At 44.9% G+C, this 21,658-nt stretch carries 18 protein-coding genes; 12 read left to right on the forward strand and 6 right to left on the reverse strand.

Translation table 11 applies throughout. The features are described from left to right. The first annotated feature begins 84 nt into the window (after window positions 1–84). On the forward strand, window positions 85–753 hold the full coding sequence (locus tag ACQEXR_RS05710; protein ID WP_427019923.1) for a LuxR C-terminal-related transcriptional regulator: 669 nt from the start codon (window positions 85–87) through the stop codon (window positions 751–753). Window positions 754–815: 62 nt separating this feature from the next. Here the strand turns inward: ACQEXR_RS05710 and ACQEXR_RS05715 are convergent, their stop codons facing one another. After that, the gene (locus ACQEXR_RS05715; protein ID WP_331427633.1) at window positions 816–1,079 is read right to left on the reverse strand and encodes a DUF3012 domain-containing protein; all 264 of its coding nucleotides are present in this window, start codon (window positions 1,077–1,079) and stop codon (window positions 816–818) included. 309 nt (window positions 1,080–1,388) lie between these two features. On the opposite strand from ACQEXR_RS05715, the gene rbsD reads away from it, so the two are divergent. The 6 genes from rbsD (at window position 1,389) to ACQEXR_RS05745 (ending at window position 7,339) form a co-directional block, all read left to right on the forward strand. Next, window positions 1,389–1,808 (forward strand): D-ribose pyranase, encoded by a 420-nt coding sequence (gene rbsD, locus ACQEXR_RS05720; protein WP_427019924.1) that lies wholly within the window; start codon window positions 1,389–1,391, stop codon window positions 1,806–1,808. Window positions 1,809–1,832: 24 nt separating this feature from the next. Beyond that, the gene (rbsA, locus tag ACQEXR_RS05725) at window positions 1,833–3,338 is read left to right on the forward strand and encodes a ribose ABC transporter ATP-binding protein RbsA (RefSeq protein WP_427019925.1); all 1,506 of its coding nucleotides are present in this window, start codon (window positions 1,833–1,835) and stop codon (window positions 3,336–3,338) included. Beyond that, window positions 3,335–4,318 carry a ribose ABC transporter permease gene (gene rbsC, locus ACQEXR_RS05730; RefSeq protein ID WP_138973179.1) on the forward strand — a complete coding sequence of 328 codons (984 nt, stop codon included), beginning with the start codon at window positions 3,335–3,337 and terminating at the stop codon, window positions 4,316–4,318. The genes rbsA and rbsC overlap by 4 nt, the downstream gene beginning before the upstream one ends. A gap of 60 nt (window positions 4,319–4,378) precedes the next feature. Next, window positions 4,379–5,257, forward strand: coding sequence for a ribose ABC transporter substrate-binding protein RbsB (rbsB, locus tag ACQEXR_RS05735; protein WP_138973180.1), 879 nt, complete (start codon window positions 4,379–4,381; stop codon window positions 5,255–5,257). 123 nt (window positions 5,258–5,380) lie between these two features. Beyond that, window positions 5,381–6,307: a ribokinase gene (gene rbsK / locus ACQEXR_RS05740; RefSeq protein ID WP_331417492.1), complete on the forward strand. Its 927-nt coding sequence runs from the start codon at window positions 5,381–5,383 to the stop codon at window positions 6,305–6,307. Between the two features lie 27 nt (window positions 6,308–6,334). Continuing rightward, complete coding sequence (locus ACQEXR_RS05745) at window positions 6,335–7,339, forward strand: substrate-binding domain-containing protein (protein ID WP_331417491.1); 1,005 nt, start codon at window positions 6,335–6,337, stop codon at window positions 7,337–7,339. A 16-nt stretch (window positions 7,340–7,355) separates the two neighbouring features. Here ACQEXR_RS05745 and ACQEXR_RS05750 read toward each other — a convergent pair whose 3' ends face one another. Further along, window positions 7,356–9,305, reverse strand: a complete 1,950-nt coding sequence (locus ACQEXR_RS05750; protein ID WP_427019926.1) for an ATP-binding protein — start codon at window positions 9,303–9,305, stop codon at window positions 7,356–7,358. 121 nt (window positions 9,306–9,426) lie between these two features. Between ACQEXR_RS05750 and ACQEXR_RS05755 the strand changes: the two genes are divergently transcribed. Both ACQEXR_RS05755 and ACQEXR_RS05760 read left to right on the forward strand, forming a co-directional pair. Beyond that, window positions 9,427–10,392: an ABC transporter substrate-binding protein gene (locus ACQEXR_RS05755; RefSeq protein ID WP_427019927.1), complete on the forward strand. Its 966-nt coding sequence runs from the start codon at window positions 9,427–9,429 to the stop codon at window positions 10,390–10,392. 147 nt (window positions 10,393–10,539) lie between these two features. Beyond that, the gene (locus ACQEXR_RS05760) at window positions 10,540–11,526 is read left to right on the forward strand and encodes a chemotaxis protein (RefSeq protein WP_138973184.1); all 987 of its coding nucleotides are present in this window, start codon (window positions 10,540–10,542) and stop codon (window positions 11,524–11,526) included. Window positions 11,527–11,582: 56 nt separating this feature from the next. Here ACQEXR_RS05760 and ACQEXR_RS05765 read toward each other — a convergent pair whose 3' ends face one another. Further along, a complete protein-coding gene (locus ACQEXR_RS05765; protein WP_427019928.1) occupies window positions 11,583–13,547 on the reverse strand; it encodes a DEAD/DEAH box helicase in 1,965 nt (654 codons plus the stop codon). A 404-nt stretch (window positions 13,548–13,951) separates the two neighbouring features. On the opposite strand from ACQEXR_RS05765, the gene rnb reads away from it, so the two are divergent. Continuing rightward, a complete protein-coding gene (gene rnb, locus ACQEXR_RS05770; protein ID WP_427019929.1) occupies window positions 13,952–15,958 on the forward strand; it encodes an exoribonuclease II in 2,007 nt (668 codons plus the stop codon). Between the two features lie 84 nt (window positions 15,959–16,042). On the opposite strand, the gene ACQEXR_RS05775 is transcribed toward rnb, so the two are convergent. After that, window positions 16,043–16,672 carry a response regulator transcription factor gene (locus tag ACQEXR_RS05775; RefSeq protein ID WP_138973187.1) on the reverse strand — a complete coding sequence of 210 codons (630 nt, stop codon included), beginning with the start codon at window positions 16,670–16,672 and terminating at the stop codon, window positions 16,043–16,045. Between the two features lie 412 nt (window positions 16,673–17,084). Beyond that, the gene (locus ACQEXR_RS05780) at window positions 17,085–17,438 is read right to left on the reverse strand and encodes a DUF3024 domain-containing protein (protein WP_426952546.1); all 354 of its coding nucleotides are present in this window, start codon (window positions 17,436–17,438) and stop codon (window positions 17,085–17,087) included. 172 nt (window positions 17,439–17,610) lie between these two features. Here ACQEXR_RS05780 and ACQEXR_RS05785 point away from each other — a divergent pair, with 172 nt between their 5' ends. After that, on the forward strand, window positions 17,611–18,441 hold the full coding sequence (locus ACQEXR_RS05785; RefSeq protein WP_426952548.1) for a phosphate ABC transporter substrate-binding protein: 831 nt from the start codon (window positions 17,611–17,613) through the stop codon (window positions 18,439–18,441). 225 nt (window positions 18,442–18,666) lie between these two features. Here the strand turns inward: ACQEXR_RS05785 and malK are convergent, their stop codons facing one another. Then, complete coding sequence (gene malK / locus ACQEXR_RS05790) at window positions 18,667–19,785, reverse strand: maltose/maltodextrin ABC transporter ATP-binding protein MalK (protein ID WP_138973190.1); 1,119 nt, start codon at window positions 19,783–19,785, stop codon at window positions 18,667–18,669. A 653-nt stretch (window positions 19,786–20,438) separates the two neighbouring features. Here malK and malE point away from each other — a divergent pair. Then, window positions 20,439–21,620 (forward strand): maltose/maltodextrin ABC transporter substrate-binding protein MalE, encoded by a 1,182-nt coding sequence (malE, locus tag ACQEXR_RS05795; protein WP_331417484.1) that lies wholly within the window; start codon window positions 20,439–20,441, stop codon window positions 21,618–21,620. Window positions 21,621–21,658: the final 38 nt, after the last annotated feature.

Raw genomic sequence — 21,658 nt, forward strand, 5'->3', positions numbered from 1 at the left:
TAATTCATCTGCTTAATCAACATGTTGACTATTTAGTTCTAAACGATAGTTTTAATTTATCAACAACGTGTGCAGGGACCCATTATGACTAACCGTGATAACGACAAGATTACTCTGATTTCTGATGTAAGCATGCAATCTAAACTGCTTAAGGACTCTTTGGAGAAGGGCTTAGGATTACAAGTTAGCATAGTGACGGCTGATACTTTGCAAGCAATGGATGAAGGGCAGGGGCAACTAGATAGCTTAGTGCTTATTGATTATCACTATTTGGATGATAGCAAGTTTGAATACTATAGCAGCGCCAAATCTCATAGCGATGCTACGATCAAAGAAGTTGTTTTCAATTGCCCAATTGATGCGTCTTCAAGCCAACTGTTTAAATGGCGCAATTTGGTTGGGGTCTTTTACCTTGATGACGAAGTTCCTCTGCTGCTTAAAGGCATGGAAAAAATCATGAGTGATGAGATGTGGCTATCGCGAAAAGTCGCGCAAGACTATATCGAGCATTTCCGCTGTGCCAATACAGTGACCACGTCTCAGGCTTATGCCAACCTCACTAAACGTGAGAAGGAGATCATGCGTTTACTTGGTCACGGTGCGTCAAATATCCAAATTGCAGACGAACTGTTCGTCAGTGAGAATACGGTTAAAACGCATCTTCATAATATCTTTAAGAAGATCAATGCGAAAAATCGCCTGCAAGCTTTGTTATGGGCTAATAACAACATTTCGCTAGAAGAGCGCGTTTAGTTTTACAATCTCATCTCAATCAATGAAATACAAAGGTCTGGATAACACCAGACCTTTGTTGTTTAGAATACGCAATGTTTCGCGTAACTGGTCGCTTCATTGGCGCTCCAGTCACCTTTTGGTTTATCTTCGAGATCACTACACCAAGCTTCGCTTCCAACCGCATCGAGTAACACACAGTGTTTAGCGTAATCGACGGTACCTTGAGCGTTCCATTCACTTTTTGGTTTGTCTGCCATCTCGTCACACCACGCTTGAGTACCCACCTCAGTTTTGCAGGCATTTAGTGCAAGAAGAGTGACTACAGAAAGTATGATTTTCTTCATTTTGTTTTCCAAAGATTGTCAGTGGACGTCACTATACCTAAAACGGTCGGGTTTGGTGTTTGGGGAATGAAAAAATAAAGAAAATAGCCTATCGAAACGTTTCGATGGGGTGATCTGAATCACTCTGTGCGAACAATAGTGGTTGCCAAAGAAGATCAAATTCACACTCTACTTATCTCGCTCTCGAATTTATGAGGTGAGCGACTATTATTCTATCGAAACGTTTCGATGAGTTTTTTCTCAATAACAAATCTGATAGTGAAATCAAGACTCACCATTTTGTAAACGTGTATTTGATAGGTCGATGAGATGAAGAAAAGTACCCTAATAAATTCTGAGCTTTCGTACTTGGTAGCGACGTTAGGTCATACCGATGAGATAACGATTTGTGACGCAGGATTACCAATACCAGACGAGGTTCAGCGTATTGATTTAGCCCTGACACATGGTGTTCCGTCGTTTATGGAAACCGTTAAAGTGATGTTGTCTGAATCTCAAATTGAAGGCGTAGTGATTGCGCAAGAATTTGCAACGGTTAGTCCAGAACTCCATGAGGCGCTGAAAGTTGAGCTACTTGCAGAGAGTGAGCGTTGCGGTAAAGAGATCTCTATTTCCTATGTGTCACATGAGGACTTTAAAGCGCGTACCCGACAGAGCCGAGCAGTCGTTCGTACCGGCGAGTGTACTCCTTATGCAAACGTCATATTTCAAGCGGGCGTGGTTTTCTAACCCTCGCAATAGTAAGGAAGAGTTATGACTCAAGCTATCCTACAGTTGAGCTCGATCGAGAAAGCATTCCCTGGCGTTAAGGCGTTAGATAAGGCGAGCCTGAATGTCTACCCTGGGCGCGTCATGGCCCTGATGGGAGAGAATGGTGCCGGCAAATCGACCTTGATGAAAGTACTGACTGGTATCTACAGCAAAGATGCGGGCACCATTCAATACCAAGGGCAAACCGCAGCATTTAAAGGACCTCGCGACTCTCAAGAGGCGGGCATCAGTATTATTCACCAAGAGCTGAATCTGATCCCTGAACTGACGATTGCCGAAAACATTTTCCTTGGCCGTGAGTTTACCAACGCGTTTGGTGGCATTCAGTGGCACAAGATGTACCAAGAAGCCGATCGGTTGCTTGGCCGCCTTAACGTTAAACATTCATCAAGCACCTTGCTTGGCGAGCTTAGCTTGGGCGAACAACAGATGGTTGAAATCGCGAAGGCGCTGTCGTTCGAATCAAAAGTCATCATTATGGATGAGCCGACAGACGCGTTGACTGATACTGAAACAGAGTCGCTGTTTAACGTCATCAACGAGTTACGCGCTCAAGGATGTGGCATTGTTTACATCTCTCATCGTCTCAAAGAGATTTTTGAAATTTGCGATGATATTACCGTTTTACGTGACGGCAAGTTCATTGGTCAATGTCAGGTGTCGGATACCGATGAAGATGGCCTAATCGAAATGATGGTTGGGCGTAAGCTTGATGAACAATACCCACGCATTGATGTCCGCCATGGTGAAACCTGCCTTGAAGTGATTGGCTTAACGGGTTCAGGCATCCAGGATGTGAGCTTCACGCTCAAACGCGGTGAGATCTTGGGTGTATCCGGTCTTATGGGCGCGGGTCGAACTGAACTGATGAAGGTGATCTACGGAGCACTGCCAAGTGAACGAGGTGTCATCAATCTCGACAATAAAACCATCAACCCAGTCAGCCCACAAGATGGCTTGGCGAATGGGATTGCGTACATCTCTGAAGATCGTAAAGGAGACGGATTGATTCTGGGGCTTTCGGTCAAAGAAAACATGTCTTTATGTGCGCTCGATAAGCTGGCAAAAGGTGGTCGAATCCAGCACCAAGACGAAATTATTGCCGTTGAAGACTTTATCAAGCTTTTCAACATCAAAACACCGACACGTGATCAGATCATTGGCAACTTATCAGGCGGTAATCAGCAGAAAGTGGCGATTGCGAAAGGCCTAATGACCAAGCCGAAAGTCCTAATTTTGGATGAACCGACACGCGGTGTAGACGTTGGTGCCAAGAAAGAAATCTATCAACTGATCAATAAGTTTAAAGCCGACGGTATGAGCATCATTCTTGTCTCGTCAGAGATGCCGGAAGTTCTGGGTATGAGTGACAGAATCATAGTGATGCATGAAGGACGAATTAGCGGCGAGTTCAATGCTAAAGACGCCGATCAAGAAAAACTACTCGCCTGTGCCGTAGGCAAAAAGATTAACGAGGAAGCAGCATGAGTACCAATACCATGAGCAAACCAACACAAACAAACGGCAAGAAGCTGTTTAGCAAAGAGTGGTTGATTGAACAAAAGTCTTTGATCGCACTTCTATTCTTAATTGTCGTCGTATCGTTTTTAAACCCGAACTTTTTTACCGTTGACAATATTCTCAACATTCTGCGCCAAACGTCCGTCAATGCAATTATTGCGGTCGGTATGACATTGGTCATTCTTACCGCGGGTATTGATCTTAGCGTTGGCTCGGTACTGGCACTTTGCGGTGCGTTTGCCGCGAGCCTTATCGCAATGGAAGTGCCTGTCCTGATTGCGGTGCCAACCGCTCTGCTAGCGGGTGCCGCACTGGGTGCCATCAGTGGTGTCATTATCGCTAAAGGTAAGGTGCAGGCATTTATTGCTACCTTGGTAACCATGACTTTGCTACGTGGCGTCACTATGGTTTACACCGACGGTCGTCCTATTTCTACAGGCTTTACTGATACGGCGGATGCGTTTGCTTGGTTTGGTACGGGCTACGCACTAGGTATTCCAGTACCGGTTTGGTTAATGGTGATTGTGTTTGCTGCTGCGTGGTATCTGCTGAATCACACCCGTTTTGGTCGCTACGTCTACGCCTTGGGCGGTAACGAATCGGCAACCCGTTTATCTGGTATCAACGTTGATCGTGTAAAAATTGGCGTATACGCCATCTGTGGCTTACTCGCTGCATTGGCAGGCATCATCGTGACTTCTCGACTCTCTTCTGCTCAACCGACTGCGGGTATGGGCTATGAGCTAGACGCTATCGCTGCTGTGGTATTGGGTGGCACTAGCTTGATGGGAGGTAAGGGCAGAATTATGGGAACCTTGATTGGTGCACTAATCATCGGCTTCCTCAACAATGCGCTCAACCTACTCGATGTTTCGTCTTACTACCAAATGATCGCGAAAGCAGTTGTTATTTTGCTTGCGGTACTGGTCGACAACAAAAACAAGTAAATCATAACTAAATAGAGCCAAGTGACGTGTCTTGGCTCGCCCTACACAAGGACTGAGAAAATGAAAAAACTCGCAACTTTAATCTCTGCAGCACTACTTTCTTCAACCGTTTCTGTATCGGCGCAAGCACAGGACACGATGGCAATCGTACTGTCGACGCTGAACAACCCATTTTTTGTAACGATGAAAGATGGCGCAGAAGCGAAAGCTAAAGAGCTAGGTTACGACCTGATTGTTCTGGACTCACAGAACGACCCAAGCAAAGAACTATCAAATATTGAAGACTTAACCATTCGTGGTGTAAAAGCGATTCTGATCAACCCAACGGATTCTGATGCAGTATCGAATGCAATTCGTATGGCAAACCGCTCTAATATCCCTGTTCTAACACTAGACCGTGGTGCTAGCCGTGGTGAAGTAGTGAGTCACATTGCCTCAGACAACATTGTTGGTGGCGAAATGGCGGGTAACTTCATCGTTGAAAAAGTGGGTATGAAAGCGAAAGTTATCCAGCTTGAAGGTATCGCGGGTACATCAGCAGCTCGTGAGCGTGGCGAAGGTTTCATGAACGCGGTTAAAGGCAGCGAAATGGAAGTTCTTGCGAGCCAACCAGCAGACTTTGACCGTACTAAAGGTCTTAACGTGATGGAAAACCTACTCGCGGCTAACCCAGACGTACAGGCTGTATTCGCTCAGAACGATGAAATGGCTCTTGGTGCGCTACGTGCCGTTCAAGCTTCAGGTAAAGATGTGATGATTGTCGGCTTCGATGGTACTGACGACGGTATTGCAGCGGTGAACCGTGGCAAATTGTCTGCAACTATCGCGCAGCAACCAGACCTAATCGGTGCGCTTGGCATTGAAACCGCGGATAAAGTACTGAAAGGTTCAGCGGTTGAAGCGTACATCCCAGTACCGCTAAAAGTGATCACTAAATAATATCGCTTAGCCCTCCCGCCTAAACAGGGTGCGGAGGGCGAATAGCCATGAGCTTTGTCGCAAAGTTTATCGCTATTACTCCTGTTCACATTTGCAAGGCTCAATTGAGCCGAGGATTACCTTATGAATAAGTTAGTGGTTTTAGGTAGTGTTAACGCTGACCATGTTCTTCAAGTGCCTTCTTTTCCTCGCCCTGGCGAGACGCTTCATGGTCGTAATTACCAAGTTATTCCCGGTGGGAAAGGCGCAAACCAAGCGGTGGCCGCTGCACGTCTTAATGCGGATACCGGTTTTATCGCCTGTGTTGGGGATGATGCTTTCGGTATCAATATCCGAGAAAATTTTAAGATGGATCGCATCAATATCGCTGGTGTCAAAATGGAGCCAAACTGCCCAACTGGCATTGCGATGATTCAAGTCTCTGATAGTGGTGAAAACAGTATCTGTATTTCTGCTGAAGCCAACGCCAAACTGACCGCTGAAGCGATTGAATCCGATTTGGAGCGCATCCGTGGTGCAAGATTCCTACTGATGCAACTTGAAACACCAATGTGCGGTATCGAAAAAGCAGCCAGTGTTGCAAAAAGCGCCGCAACTAACGTGATTTTAAACCCAGCTCCAGCGCGTGAACTGTCTGATCAACTGCTCGCTTGTGTTGATGTGATTACGCCGAATGAAACCGAAGCAGAAGTGTTAACAGGCATCACGGTGACTGACGACGAGAGTGCGCAAGAAGCCGCAAATGCGTTACACCGTAAGGGCATCGAAATTGTTTTGATTACCTTAGGTGCTAAAGGTGTGTGGTTGAGTGAGAATGGCCGAGGCGAGCTGATCTCGGGCTTTAAAGTCGACGCAACGGATACCACTGCCGCAGGAGATACCTTTAATGGGGCATTGGTCACTGGTCTGTTGGAAGATTTACCTCTAAAATCAGCAATTAAGTTTGCTCACGCAGCGGCGGCTATCTCAGTAACTCGGTTTGGTGCACAGACGTCAATCCCAACCAGAGAAGAAGTGGATACATTTTTAGCCGAACACAGTGAGTCGTAGAGATGGTTATTTGATGGAGAAAATGACATGGCAACCATGAAAGATATTGCAAAGCTTGCGGGAGTCTCGACTTCCACGGTTAGCCACGTCATAAACAAATCACGCTATGTGAGCGAAGAGATCTCTGTGCGGGTGAATAGTGCGGCTCAACAACTTAACTACCGTCCGTCAGCTTTAGCAAGAAGTCTCAAAGTTAACAGGACGAAGACCATTGGGATGTTGGTGACGACTTCGACCAACCCATTCTTTGGTGAGGTCGTGAAAGGTGTTGAGCGTAGTTGCTATCATCAAGGCTACAATCTTATCTTGTGTAACACTGAAGGCGACCATGAGCGAATGCGAGAGTCTATCAATACTTTGTTGCAAAAGCGAGTCGACGGTTTGATCCTGATGTGTTCTTCACTTGAAGGAGAGCGCATCGAAGTCTTCGAACAGTACCCTGATATTCCCGTAGTGGTGATGGACTGGGGGCCAATGCTGTTTACCAGCGATAAGATTCAGGATAACTCTTTGCGCGGAGGATATCTGGCGGCAAAACATCTTATCGATTCCGGTCACACCGAGATTGGCTGTATTACCGGCCCGTTGGTCAAACACCAAGCCCAAATGCGTTATGAAGGGTATAAACGCGCACTGAATGAATCAGGCTTAGACTTTAACGCCAATTGGATCATTGAAGCGGACTTTGAATGTGAAGGCGGGTTTGAGGCATTCAACAAAATGCTTGCGAAAGGCAGATTACCGAGTGCTATTTTTGTCTGTAACGACATGATGGCAATGGGGGTGATCAACGCAGCCAACGCGAAAGGGATTCGTATTCCTGAAGATATTTCAATTATTGGCTACGATGATATTCATATTGCTAAGTTTATGAGCCCATCACTGACGACTATCCATCAGCCAAAATACCGCTTAGGCAAAGCGGCGGTGGAAGCGCTGCTTAATCGACTTGAAAAAGGCGCAACGGACGCACAAGTGGTTCAGCTAGAGCCGACTCTAGTTGAAAGGGCAACCGTACAAAACATAAAGTAACCCAGAAACACGCTGCTCAACAGTTGACGGAAGTCTCTTGTTCGGATTCAGGCAGGTGCTGAGGTAAGCGCAATTTAAAATATACCCCCTGAGACAAATGAGACTCAAAGTACAACTCTCCTTTGAGTTTCTGTTTGACCAGATTGAAGACTAGATTAAGTCCTAACCCAGATCCTCCTTTGCCGCGTGCAGTCGTGTAAAAAGGTTCGAAAATTTTGCTATGCAGTGAAGCATCGACGCCACAACCATTATCTCTGTAGTGCACGATGATCGATTCATTTTGTTGTTCAAATACGATACTTATCTCCGGATTGGGTTGTTCATTAAACGCATGATTGATGCTATTGATGATTAAGTTAGAGATAACCTGAGTCAAAACACCGGGTAAGCTGTTCATCATTACCGAGAGTTCTCCTTGTAATCTCGGAGCTACAGGAAGCTTGCTTGTTTCTGGATACAAACTTGCGATCAGTGCATCTAACACCTGATAGACGTTGAACTCGCTTTGACTTTCGGAGACTTGATCGACGGCGGTCTGTTTAAAGTCTCGAATGAGCTTGGCTGCACGGTTAAGGTTGTTCTCGAGCATGCCGCTACTTTCGGTTAGTTGCTCCATTAAAAAGGTAAATTGTTCGTGAGTCAGATTTTGATTTTCGAATGACTGCGTCACCTCGTTGGCGATATCACGCACGACAGAACATGCGGTCACCGCGATACCAAGCGGTGTGTTGACCTCATGGGCAACGCCAGCTACCAGTCCTCCTAAGGCTGCCAGTTTTTCTGATTCAACCAGTTGCTCTTGAGTCTGCTTGAGTTGTTCCATGTTTTGTTTGAGATCTAATGTACGAGAAGCAACCGTGTGTTCTAGGTTCTTATTCAGTTCCTCAAGCTCAATTTGAGTAAGTTTTAGTTCGGTAATATTGATGGTGGTACCACGAAAGCCGACGAATTTGTCGTTCTCGAAGCGTGCTTTGGCATGAAAGAGTAGATAGTAGGTAATGCAGTTCATGGTGATCGTCTCTTCACACATAGAAAAATCACCTTGCTGCGCCAACTTTTGATGAAGGTTTGTGCAATGAGCTAATGCGGCGACCTGCTTAATTAGCGGCTTAGTGTCATAGGGAATATTAAGCGCAGACTGCATGCTCTCAGAGGCGTAGGTGAGATGACCGAACTGATCGGTTTCCCATAGCCAGTCTGAAGAGACGTGTGCAAACTCTGCTAATCGTTCCTGCTCACGCTGAATGTTGCCGTACAGACGCGTAATGTTAGTGGTGATTTTGTTTGCGTCATCGGCGAGCCAGTTTATCTCGTCGTCCTTTTCTGATATCCAGCGATAATGCGGCAGTACCAGAGGCTCAGTCGGATGTCTGGGGTTGTAATTACGCAGATGTCGGGCGATGGAAAAGAGCCGCTGATTGACACTTTTATGGAACACCATCAGGACGATAAAACAGACAAAGAGTGTTTTGCCTGCGTTCATCAGCAATGAGTAAATCGCTTGCCATATCAGATAGTTGTAGATTTGCTGTGCATCTGTTTGGATTTCGATTTTACCAATCGCTTCGACCAGTGTTGATGTAGGGTGATGATAGAGCAGGGTGTATCGCTTTGTGATCGGATTGTCGACGATTTCCGTGCCGGCCTGAAACTGATAATCGCCGCTTTTAATTCGTAGGTAATCGACTTTGGGCAAATTGACCAAGCCATCGATCTCTTGCTGCAATGACACAAGATCAAATTCCCACAAAGAGGCCGCAATCAAGGGAGCATGGATATCGCGAATTTCTATCTGACGTTGCCTGACTGCGTCAAACTCTTTCTGGTAGTCCCAAGCGAGCTGCAATAGTGTGATCAGCACAGTGATCGAACCACTGAGCAATATCATAATCAAAATAATGCGCCGACCGATACGGCTTGATATAGGGCTGCTTTGACTGTCTTCGATTTCTTTAGTGCGGCTCATATGTCTTCATTCAATAGTTTATCTGTTCAGTATAGACCTCGAGATTTGATTGTGATTAACGACATAAAGTGGAGGGTTGTGGAAGGGCAACTACACTTAACAAATACGGTAGGAGAGCCCAATGCGTTGGATAGTCATTTGCCTTATTTTTTCGTCACAAGCCTTAGCAACCAAAGTGCTACTTATTGAAAGTTATCACTCAGGTTACTCTTGGGATGCGAGTTACATCGAAGGCATAAAGCAAACGTTGTTGCCCTCTATTGAGTTCGAAACATTTCAGATGGACACTAAACGTCTACCGATGGAGCAATTTGAACGGAAATCAGAGCAGGCTTTTGCCGCCTATCAAGAGTTTAAGCCTGATATCGTTATGCTGGGTGACGACAATGCACTTAACTACATGCTCCCAAAACTGTACGATGAGCCAGTTTCCATCGTTTTCCTTGGTATTAACTCCAACCCGAGAGCAATATTGAAACAGTATCAAGGACAAGCCAATGTTACGGGTGTTTTGGAACGTCCACTGTTCGTCAAATCTCTCGGAGAGCTGAGGAATGTGTTCGCAACAAAGGAGTTCAAGGTTCTGATATTGTTTGATTCTGGGGTGACATCGCATATTGCGAAGTCGTACATTGATAATCAATACACAATGATTCGACAAAACCTTGGGATAGATGTTGAGATAAAAGCACTCGCGACTCGGCAGGCTTGGCGAAATCAGGTTGTCAGCGCGAAGCAGCAAGGCTTTACTGTAATCATCGTTGGTTTGTATCAAACACTGGTTGATGAGTACGGTGAGAATGTTCATGCTGAGGAAGTGATCGAGTGGACGAGCCAAAACTCACCATTACCGATTTTCGCATTTTGGGACTTTGCTGTTGGTGCTGGAAAAGCCGCTGGTGGCGTTGTGTTGTTTGGGCACAGTCATGGTGTTGAAGCGGCGGAAATGGTCAATCAGCTTGCAGTACAAGGCGCCTCAACCGTAATACCGATTGCGACCGGAAACCAAGGTAAGGCGATCTATTCGAAAAGTGAGCTGTCGCGTTGGGGGCTAAACATGCCACCTCACTGGCAGCAAATTGAGTAAATGTTGTAGTCAAACTAGCAGATAGTAAGAAGTTTGAAGTCAGTCTGCTGATTAGATTTACAAAATATTGAATTGCAGTTAAAAAGTATCAAAGTATTAGTGATTGATGACGATAACTAATAATGATCAAATATTGAAAGTAGAATTATGAGCGGATCAAGTAGTACGATTTTAACGGAAAGCGGCACCAACGAGCTGGAAATCATCGAGTTCCATTTAGTCAAAGAGTTGCCGGACGGTCGAAAGAAAACCTGCTATTACGGGATTAATGTCGCTAAGGTTCGTGAAGTAATTCAAGTACCAGATACGACAGATTACCCAAATGCACAGCCTCATATGGTTGGGGTGTTCTCGTCAAGAGACATCTTAACACCACTGGTGGATTTGGCTGGTTGGCTTGGTGTTCCGACCTCAAATGACAACTCACGTAAATTCGTTATTGTTACTGACTTTAACAATATGACTAATGGTTTTCTAATCGATAGCATTAGCCGCATTCATCGAATCTCTTGGAATGACGTTGAGTCACCTAGCCAGTTTTTGGAAGCGGGGGAACAAGATTGTGTGGTTGCTGTAGTTCGTAAAGATGGCAATCTCATCATGATATTGGATTTTGAGAAGATCATTGCTGACATCAACCCAGAACTGAGTATGGAAAAATACGATGTGACTTTGGATAAGAGCGTCGATCTTAACCAACGTATGGTCAAGAAGCGCAACGCCAAGACTCTAATGGTGGTCGACGATTCAGCGTTCATCCGCTCGATGATTCAAGATACATTGAGCTCTTCTGGTTACAACGTCATTGCGTGTAAAGATGGCGGTGAGGCACACGACAAATTAATGAATTTGATTGAAGTTGCCAAAGAAGAGAATCTACCAGTCAGTGAATTGATCGACGGCGTAGTGACTGACGTGGAAATGCCTCGAATGGATGGTATGCACTTGGTCAAACGGTTACGAGATAGCGAAGCTTACGCTAACATTCCAATTGTGATGTTTTCGTCACTGATGAGCGAAGACAACCGAGCGAAAGCATTGGCCTTAGGCGCAAATGACACGATTACTAAACCAGAAATTGGTCGCATGGTGTCGATGATGGATAAGTATGTTTTTCGCGACAATGCTAAATGATTAACAAATAAAAAAAGGATACGCAATGCGTATCCTTTTTTGTATTCAAGCGTAGATTAACCTTCGCTGCGAGTACTACGACCGTGACCACGTTCGCCACGGTAGTTACCACGGTGATCACCACCACGGTTACGGTCAAAGCGACGTTCACCTTCACGACGAGCACGACCACCTTCACGGTTGCCATCACGACCGCCTTCACGGTTACCACGGTAGCCACCTTCACGGTTGCCTTCGCGGCCACCTTCGCGATTACCACGGTAGCCGCCTTCACGATTACCACCTTCACGGTTACCACGGAAACCGCCGTCACGACGAGGTCCACCATCGCGACCGCCACGACGTGGCTCACGGAAATCGTTGAAGTCACAGACTACAGCGTCAACTTGCTTCTGACGGATACGTAGCTTACGTAGTTTGCCCGCAGTTTCAGAAGACATCGCTTTTGGTAGCTGAACGTAAGTTTCGCCTTGTGCTAGTTTGATTGCACCGATAGAACCTTTAGTCAGGCCCAGCTCGTTTGCAAGTGCACCAACGATATCTTTAACCTGAACACCTTGCTCGCGACCAACTTGAAGTTGGTAAGTATCCCAATCTTGAGTATTGAATGAGCGACCACCTTCGCGTCCGCCGTCACGACCACCTTCACGGCGCTCTTTACGACGTTGCTTGTCACGCTCAATTGCTTCAGTCATTGGGTCTTCGCCAATGTAGAACAGTGGACGTTTACCTTGTTGGCGCTTAAGCAGGATAGCGGCTAATGTCGCTGCGTCTAGTTCTAGAGATTCTTGAAGCTTTTCTACAAGCTCAGCAAATTTTTCTAGTGCTTTGTGTTCTTTTTCTGTTTCTAGTTCTGCGCCTAGTTTAGCTAGACGAGATTCTGCAACTTTGTCACGGTGAGGAAGTTGAATCTCTTCCATTGATGATTTAGTTACACGTTCGATAGTACGCAGCATACGTAGCTGGTTAGTGCGAACGAGAAGGATTGCTTTACCTTTACGTCCAGCACGGCCTGTACGACCGATACGGTGGATGTATGATTCAACATCGAATGGGATGTCGTAGTTGAATACGTGCGTAATACGTGGAACGTCAAGACCACGTGCAACAACGTCAGTTGCAACTAGGATATCGATAACACCTTGTTTGATGTGATCAACAGTACGCTCACGTAGAGACTGAGGGATATCACCGTGTAGTGCCGATGCTTTGAAGCCACGTGCACATAACCAGTCTGCTAGACGCTCTGTGTCTTGACGAGTACGTACGAATACGATTGACGCGTCAGTCTCTTCAGTTTCTAGAAGACGAGACATCGCTTCGTCTTTTTCTACGCCTTTAACAACCCAGAATTGTTGTTCTACTTTGTCTACTGTGTGGTTTTTACCAGCAACGTCAATCGTTTCTGGATCACGAAGGAAACGCTCAACAATGCTTTTCAGCATTGGAGGCATAGTCGCTGAGAATAGTACGCGTTGCGCAGATTCTGGAGCGTGCTCCATGATCTCTGTTACATCATCAACAAAGCCCATGTTTAACATTTCGTCTGCTTCATCAAGGACGAATGTATGAACTTCGTCAAGATGCAGACGATCACGGTTGATAAGGTCTTGAACACGACCAGGAGTACCGACTACGATTTGCGCACCGTTCTTAAGTGCACGCATTTGATCAACGATAGATGCACCACCGTAGATCTCGAGCACTTTAAGGCCATCGATGTTTTTACCTAGGTTCTTAATTTCAGCCGCTACCTGAATCGCAAGTTCGCGAGTTGGCGCAAGAACGATAGCCTGAGGCTTACGTTGTGCTAGGTCTAGCTTGTTAAGAAGAGGTAGAGAGAAAGCCGCAGTTTTACCAGTACCAGTCTGAGCTTTACCTAGTGCGTCTTTACCTGCCAATAGGTGCGGGATAGCCGCAGCCTGAATTGGAGTTGGTGAAACGAAACCCATACCTTCAAGAGCTGAAAGAATTGGGTCGTTAAGCGCTAGGTCGCTGAACTGAATTACGGAATCTGTCATTGGGATCCTACTTTATATATGTCAACAAAAGGTCCCACGAGCTCTACCAATTCCAATACCAATCCAGTTGAGAGCTGATTCCATTCAGATGCGGAAAAGTCGTAAATCGCATCAAGCCACTAGGGACGTAAATAAGGGGGCGGATTATTCCCTAAAAGCATAAAAAAAGCTAGAAAAAATTGAATTTCATCACAATTATTCCCTTAATTAAGTCATCTAGTTTATATCTTGCTCATCTCGATACACCAATAGCATGAAATCTGACCATTTTACGGCATGGGGTAACTGATTGAATTAATGGCGAAACGATAAGTTGTCATGTTTATGCGCTAGCTAGGCTATAGACGCAGTGATATAGTGGGCGGAATTTTTTGGTTAGATACTTACTCGGTAAAACAAGATAGATGTTCCAAGATAACCCTCTACTGGCTCAACTCAAGCAGCAAATTCAAGAAACGCTTCCTAAGAAAGAAGGCACGATTAAGGCAACTGAGAAAGGCTTCGGCTTCTTAGAAGTCGACAGTAAAACGAGCTTCTTTATTCCACCACCATATATGAAGAAATGTATGCATGGTGACAAAGTCAAAGCCATCATCCGTACAGAGAAAGAGCGTGAAGTAGCGGAACCTGAGGAGCTGATTGAGCAAGGTCTAACTCGTTTTATTGGTCGCGTGAAACTGATCAAAGGCAACCTAAATGTCACCCCTGATCATCCGCAGCTTAAAAAGCTGGCTTTAAAAGCGAAGACACGCAAAGGGATTAAAAGCGATGATCTAAAAGAGGGCGACTGGGTCGTCGGTCATTTAACTCGCCACCCGCTAAAAGGTGACAATGGTTTCTTTGTCGAGATTAGCGACAAAATCACCGATGCGGACGATAAGATCGCACCTTGGTGGGTAACACTGGCTCAGAATGATTTACCCAATAGTGAACCTGCTGGTATTGAACACTGGGAAATTAAAGATGATGCCGATCTAGAACGTATCGATATGACTCACATTCCGTTTGTCACAATTGATGGCGCTTCTACCAAAGATATGGACGATGCTCTGTATGCAAAGAGAACTCAATCCGGTGATTTTGAACTCACTATCGCTATTGCGGATCCAACGGCGTATATCTCAGCAGACAGTGAAATGGATAAGGTGGCACGCGAACGTGGTTTTACTATCTATTTACCTGGGCGCAATATCCCAATGTTGCCAAGAGACCTTGCTGATGAATTATGTTCATTAATGCAAGATGAAGTTCGCCCAGCCCTTTGCTGTACTGTGACCGTCGGACAAGATGGTGTGATTGCGGATGATATCCAGTTCTTTGCCGCCAATATCAAGTCTCATGCACGCCTAGTGTACGACCATGTGTCTGATTGGTTAGAGTCTGGCTCATCCAGTGAGTGGCAACCAAGCGAAGTGACGGCGCAAGTTGTCCGTGACTTATACGACTTTTCATTGGCTCGTGCACAGTGGCGTGAACAGAATGCAGTGGTGTTCCCTGATCGTCCAGACTATCGATTTGAACTCAGTGAAGACAACGATGTGGTCGCGATTCATGCCGATATGCGCCGCAGTGCGAACCGTTTGGTTGAAGAGGCGATGATTACCGCCAATATTTGCGCAGGACGTACACTGAAGCAGGCGTTTAATTCAGGTGTGTTTAACACTCACTCTGGCTTTAAAGCTGAGAAAATCCAAGATGTTATCTCGTTCGTCAATGCAGAAGGCGATTTGCCGTTCACTGTAGAGTCTGTGGCAACGTTGGAAGGATTTGCTGAGTTACGTCGTTGGTTAAGCCAACAAGAGACGAGTTACTTGGACAACCGCATTCGCAAATTCCAAAGTTACAGTGAAATGGGCAATCAGCCGTTACCACACTATGCGATGGGTTTAGACATTTATGCGACTTGGACCTCACCAATTCGTAAGTATGGTGACATGATCAATCACCGTATGTTGAAAGCGCATATTTTAGGCAAAGAGCCTGAGCAAGTTGCAGACGAAACCGTAGGCGAAGAGTTGGCGATTCATAGAAAGCACCACAAGATTGCTGAACGTAACGTTGGTGACTGGCTATATGCTCGTACGTTGGCGGAAGAGCCAGCAAAAGAGACCAAATTCCAAGGTGAAATCTTTGATATCAACCGTGCAGGCATGCGTGTTCGTTTATTAGAGAATGGTGCTGCTGCCTTTATCCCTGGTTCCCTCATCTTAGCCAACAAAGAGCGTCTGGATTGCAACGGTGACATGGGCACAGTTTCTGTCGACAAAGAACTAACATACCGTTTGGGTGATGTTCTTGAAGTGGTGTTAACGGAAGTTAATCAGGAAACGCGCAGTTTAGTTGCCAAACCTACTCAAGTATTTGCTGACTTAGAGTGTGCAGAAGAGCCCGCTTCTGAGACAGATTCGTAACCTTTCCTACCTGCGAAAAAATGCCAGTCGTCTGACTGGCATTTCAAATAATCGTTGCGCACATTTTTTTGTTCTCGAAAAAGGTTAATCACCAGTAATTGCTTCCCGCTTACTGACTTCAATTAACTCAATAACGCTTGATACGCCATATTTGTCTAAGATTCTTCGCTTATATGTACTCACTGTTTTTGGACTCAAGCCCAAAATATGCGACACGTCATTATTCGATTTTCCTTGCAATAAGTAGTTCAATACCATCACCTCCCGATTGGATAGTTTGGGCACCTTAGATGATATATCTCTCTGATTTGACTTAAAAAAGTTATAACCACTCAGTACCGTTTCCAAGGCGTTAATAATAACGTCCTGACCCTCTGATTTATCTATGTAGCCATTTGCTCCCAGTTCATAAGCGACTTTAGAGCAGTAGTCTTGGCTATTGCAGGAGAAAAACACAGTTTTTCCACTGTATCCGTGAGATTTTGCGCGTCGGAAAAACTGAAATCCATCGGCGCTATCTAAGTTGACGTCCAAGATTAATAGATCAAACTCATGTGAAGAGATAATACTGATAGCCTGTTTGTAATTGCTAGTACAGACAATATTATCAACCGATTTAATTCGGGATAAGATGATTTTAAGTGACTCACACACGATAGGGTGGTCATCATATATAAGGACGGCGTGTTTTTCCATTCCATTACTTTTAAACATAGTATTACTTCTTTTTAGTTTTGTGCTACTGTTACGTGAGCTGAATAAAAACATTAACTACATGATTTATATGGGTAATTAAGGACTTGCTTTACTTTTATTTAGATGTGACTCATGTATGTCAATTCTTGTTCAACTGAGCATATTAATGCATGTCATATTCTATAATACATTTGTAGAATATAACCTGATTTATGGGGATAACATTTATAGTTTTGCATTAAATACGATATTTCCTACACGAAGAGAATGAGAAATGTAGGATTTTTTCTCTAGAGTAAAAGGCTAATAAATGTCAAGCTAGCCTATAATGAAAATGCTTCAGTTGACTTAAATAAATATCATTCTATTTAATTTTGGTGTGTTTTATTCGCAGTGGCCTTGTTTATTGGGCAATGGAATGCGCTCGCTATCAATCACTCCAGAACATCTGTTTGGGATCTTTATCTATTTCTCGTATCAGGGCGGTCAAGTCGGTACTGTGAGGTAGAAATGGGTAAGGTATCCAAGTGTCTATTTGAGTTTCATGGGGGATGAACAACTGCCAACGTTGGGTATTGGCGCACCAAGATAGTTTCGCAATATAATCCATGTAATCGCAGTGAGCTGAATCGAGTAAGAAATGCTGTTTTATGAAGATGACACCGTTATTGGTGACCTCGTAACGGGCTTTACCTAACTCGGCTGGTGTGTTTTGGTTTCTCACTTTACAGATCGACTCTGCACGACTTTCAACCTGACGTTGTAGCAAACTTACTAATCCCATTGCACTCTCACTTCAGTAATGTGCTGTATTCTAATCAGAGCAGAATACCTAATGCATACAGATACTATTTACATCAGAACTATTTATCTGCCCAGTTTTTCACAAAATTGTCATCTTATGGAAATATTATGAGGTCGGCTAACTCGAGTCTATCAACTATCAGGAGAAAAATATGATTCGCATTGCGCTGGCTGCACTTTTATCTACATCATTGGTTTCAGCGCCAATATTTGCGAAAGAAGTAAACGTATCAGGTTCAACTTCTGTTGCACGTATCATGGATGTCTTAGCGGAAAAATTCAATGCCACTCACCCTGAAAGCTTTATAGCGGTTCAAGGTGTAGGCTCAAGTGCGGGAATCACGCTTGTTAATAAGGGTGTTGCAAACATAGGAATGAGCTCGCGTTACCTGACTGAGAGTGAACAAACTGAATCATTGACGGTGATGCCAATTGCTTACGATGGACTCGCTGTTGTCGTGAATAAGTCGAATATGGTTGACAATGTGACACGAGAACAGTTGTTTGATATCTACAAGGGCAAGATTACTAACTGGAAGCAGATCGGTGGTAGTGACCAAAAAATTGCTGTGGTAACGCGAGAAGCGTCTTCAGGTTCGCGTTATAGCTTTGAAAGCTTAATGGGTTTAACTAAGACGATTAACGGTCGAATGGTCTCGGACATCAATCCAGATAACTTAGTCGTTAATAGCAATAGTATGGTTAAAACGATCGTTAACCATAACAAGCAGGCGATCGGTTTTATTTCAACGGGTTCGGTAGATAGTTCGATTAAAGCAATTCAGTTTGAGGGAGTCGACCCTAATACCAATAACATTGCGTCAGGGAAGTATGGATTGGCCCGCCCGTTCTTAGTGCTTTACGATCAAAGTCGTCTGAGCGAAAGCGCTCAAGAGTTTGTACACTACTTGGCGGAAGATGAAGCGAAAAATCTGATTGATGAGTACGGTTATACCTCCATCAGAGACAAAAAACAGAAGTAATAGCGATTTTCCACGACTTTGTTGGGTAATTTGATGGAACTAAATCAGGACGTTACGATCTGATCAGCTACATCAGTTAATCAGCGTAGCCTTATGCCGAAACCTCGTTACAAACAAGATCACAGGGCTAGGTATGGCTGAAACAATGATGACCGCCTATAGAGATAAAATAAGCCCCTATGAGTAGGGGCTTTCTATCAGCGGGACTTTTAATGAGCAGACTTGTTAGTCGAGCTCCACTCCAGATTCTTTATACAATCGACGACATGCTTTGCCGTCACTGTGGAACAAGTGGCAACGGTGAGCTGGAATGCCTACCGATAACTTATCACCTGGTTCAACCGCTAGGGTATCTGGTTGACGGAAGATCATGTCTGCATCAGCGGCATCGATATGTAGATAAGCTTGTGTCTCGTTACCTAGTTTTTCGACGATATTGACTTCACCTTCAATGATTGCGTCACCTTGATTTGACGGTAGTAAATGTTCAGGACGGATACCCAGTGACATACGTTCACCACGCGTCACTGTCGTGCCATCGACAGGGATCCAGAAAGTCGTCCCGTTTGCCAACTGAACCATAACGCGCTCTTTCTCAACGGCTTCGATAAATACACTCATAAAGTTCATTTTAGGAGAGCCAATGAAGCCTGCAACAAATCGGTTTTGTGGGTAGTGGTAAAGTTCTAAAGGCTTGCCCACTTGAGAGACAAAACCAGCATCCAATACCACGATTTTGTCAGCCATGGTCATCGCTTCTACTTGGTCATGCGTTACATAGATCATGGTGCAGCCCAGTTTGCGCTGTAGCTTTGTGATCTCTGAACGCATCTGTACGCGAAGCGCAGCATCTAGGTTAGACAGAGGTTCGTCTAGTAGGAATACATCGGGTTGCGAAACGAGTGTTCGCCCGATTGCAACACGTTGACGCTGACCACCAGAAAGCGCTTTTGGTTGACGTTCTAGAAGATGACTGAGCTGGAGGATTTCCGCTGCGTGTTCAACGCGTTTATCTATTTCGTTTTTATCCGCTTTGGCAAGTTTGAGACCAAAAGACATGTTGTCGTAAAGGTTTAGGTGAGGATAAAGTGCGTACGACTGGAACACCATGCCGACCCCACGCTTTGATGGCTCAACGTCGTTCATTCGTTCATCGCCAATATATAGGTCGCCGGAAGTGATGTCCTCTAAGCCAGCGATACAGCGTAGCAGTGTAGATTTACCACAGCCTGATGGACCAACAAATACGACAAACTCACCTTCTTGAATGTCTAGATCTACATTCTTTGAAATCAGTAAGTCACCGTAAGCTTTACATACATTTTTTAACGTGACACTCGCCATCTAGCTCGTCCTCGATCAATTTTATATTTTACTGCCTATCATTATATGAATTATGGACAAGGCAATAATAGTAGGAATTAGGTAAGAAAATGGATTTTTTACAGGTAAGAAAATATGGGTGAAGGAGTTCCTCGCGACACCCATCAAGCCAAAGTCAAGTTTGCTTCCCCCGTGTAACACAAGCTTCTCCCCCGGTTGAATCAGTTACCTGAATACCTATGTCACTTGTGTACTCTTAGCAAACCCTCGCGGCATTGCAACCAGTGACATGATTCATGTCTTACTGGAAAGGGTTCTTACCATCCACTCTTGGATGACTGTAGTTTGCGGAAAAATGAGGGCAACGACATCCTCCTATACGCAATAATTGTAGGGGGAGTAGGAGGGGATGAGGTTATCAAGGGATGAGAAAGCACAAAGAGATCAAGTTCAAATTATTGCTTGCATTTATATAGAGTTCGATCACGTTCGAGAGTTGATTTGTGACTTAGGTCGCTAACCTGTATCGATGGAGATCACGAAAATAGTCCATAATAGCGAGGGCGTAGGGAGTAGGAGGATGAGCCATTGATTCGTTTGGCTGAAAATAACTGCTGAAATACGGTGAAGCCTCTGGTTGAGCCCTACAACACAAATATAAAAAGGATATGAACATGAAAAATGCCCTAAGCACAGTAGCACTAGGAACTCTTGTTGCTCTTGGCTCATTTGGCGCAAATGCTGCTATCGAAGAAGGTCAACTAACGATCTGGATCAATGGTGACAAAGGCTACAATGGACTTGCTGAAGTAGGTAAACAGTTTGAAGAAGATACTGGTATCAAGGTAACAGTTGCTCACCCTGACGCACTTCAAGACAAGTTCCCACAAACTGCTGCAACTGGCGACGGTCCTGATATTGTGTTCTGGGCCCACGACCGTTTCGGTGGCTACGCAGAAGCGGGTCTGCTGGCTGAAGTGAACCCGTCAAAACAACTTAAAGAAGGTATTGTCGATTTTGCTTGGGATGCAGTTAAGTACAACGGCAAGCTAATCGGCTACCCAGTAGCGGTAGAATCTCTATCTCTTATCTACAACAAAGATCTTGTACCAAATCCACCTAAGAGCTGGGAAGAAGTCGCGGCTCTAGACGCTAAGCTAAAAGCAGATGGCAAATCCGCAATCATGTGGAACCTGAAAGAACCGTACTTCACATGGCCTCTAATGGCAGCTGATGGCGGTTACGCATTCAAATATGGTGCAGCTGGCTACGATGTGAAAGATGCAGGTATCGCGAAAGATGGCGTTAAAGACGCAATGAACTTTGTGAAAGGTCTTGTCGACAAAGGCGTGATTTCTTCAGACATGGATTACTCTGTCTCTGAGTCAGCGTTCAACCAAGGTAAAACAGCAATGACAATCAATGGCCCATGGGCTTGGGGTAACATTGAAAAGTCTGGCATTAACTACGGTGTAACGACGCTACCTAAGTTCAACGGCCAATCTTCAAAACCTTTTGTTGGCGTACTAACTGCTGGTATCAGCACTGCTTCACCAAACAAAGATCTCGCGGTTGAGTTCATTGAGAACTACCTACTAACCAACGAGGGTCTACGTAAAGTAAACAACGACAAACCACTTGGTGCGGTTGCTCTTAACTCATTCCAACGTGAACTTGATGCTGACAAGCGTATTGCAGCCACAATGGACAACGCAATGAATGGCGAAATCATGCCTAACATCCCACAAATGGGCGCATTTTGGGGTGCCGCTAAAAACGCAATCATTAACGTTGTTGACGGTCGCCAAACTGTAGATGCAGCACTTGCTGATGCAGAAAAACAAATGACCAAATAATTTAGTAATACCCTTTTGAGGAGAGGGTAACCTCTCCT

The sequence above is a fragment of the Vibrio sp. TRT 2004 genome (genome assembly GCF_050113735.1).
Taxonomy (GTDB): Bacteria; Pseudomonadota; Gammaproteobacteria; order Enterobacterales; family Vibrionaceae; genus Vibrio.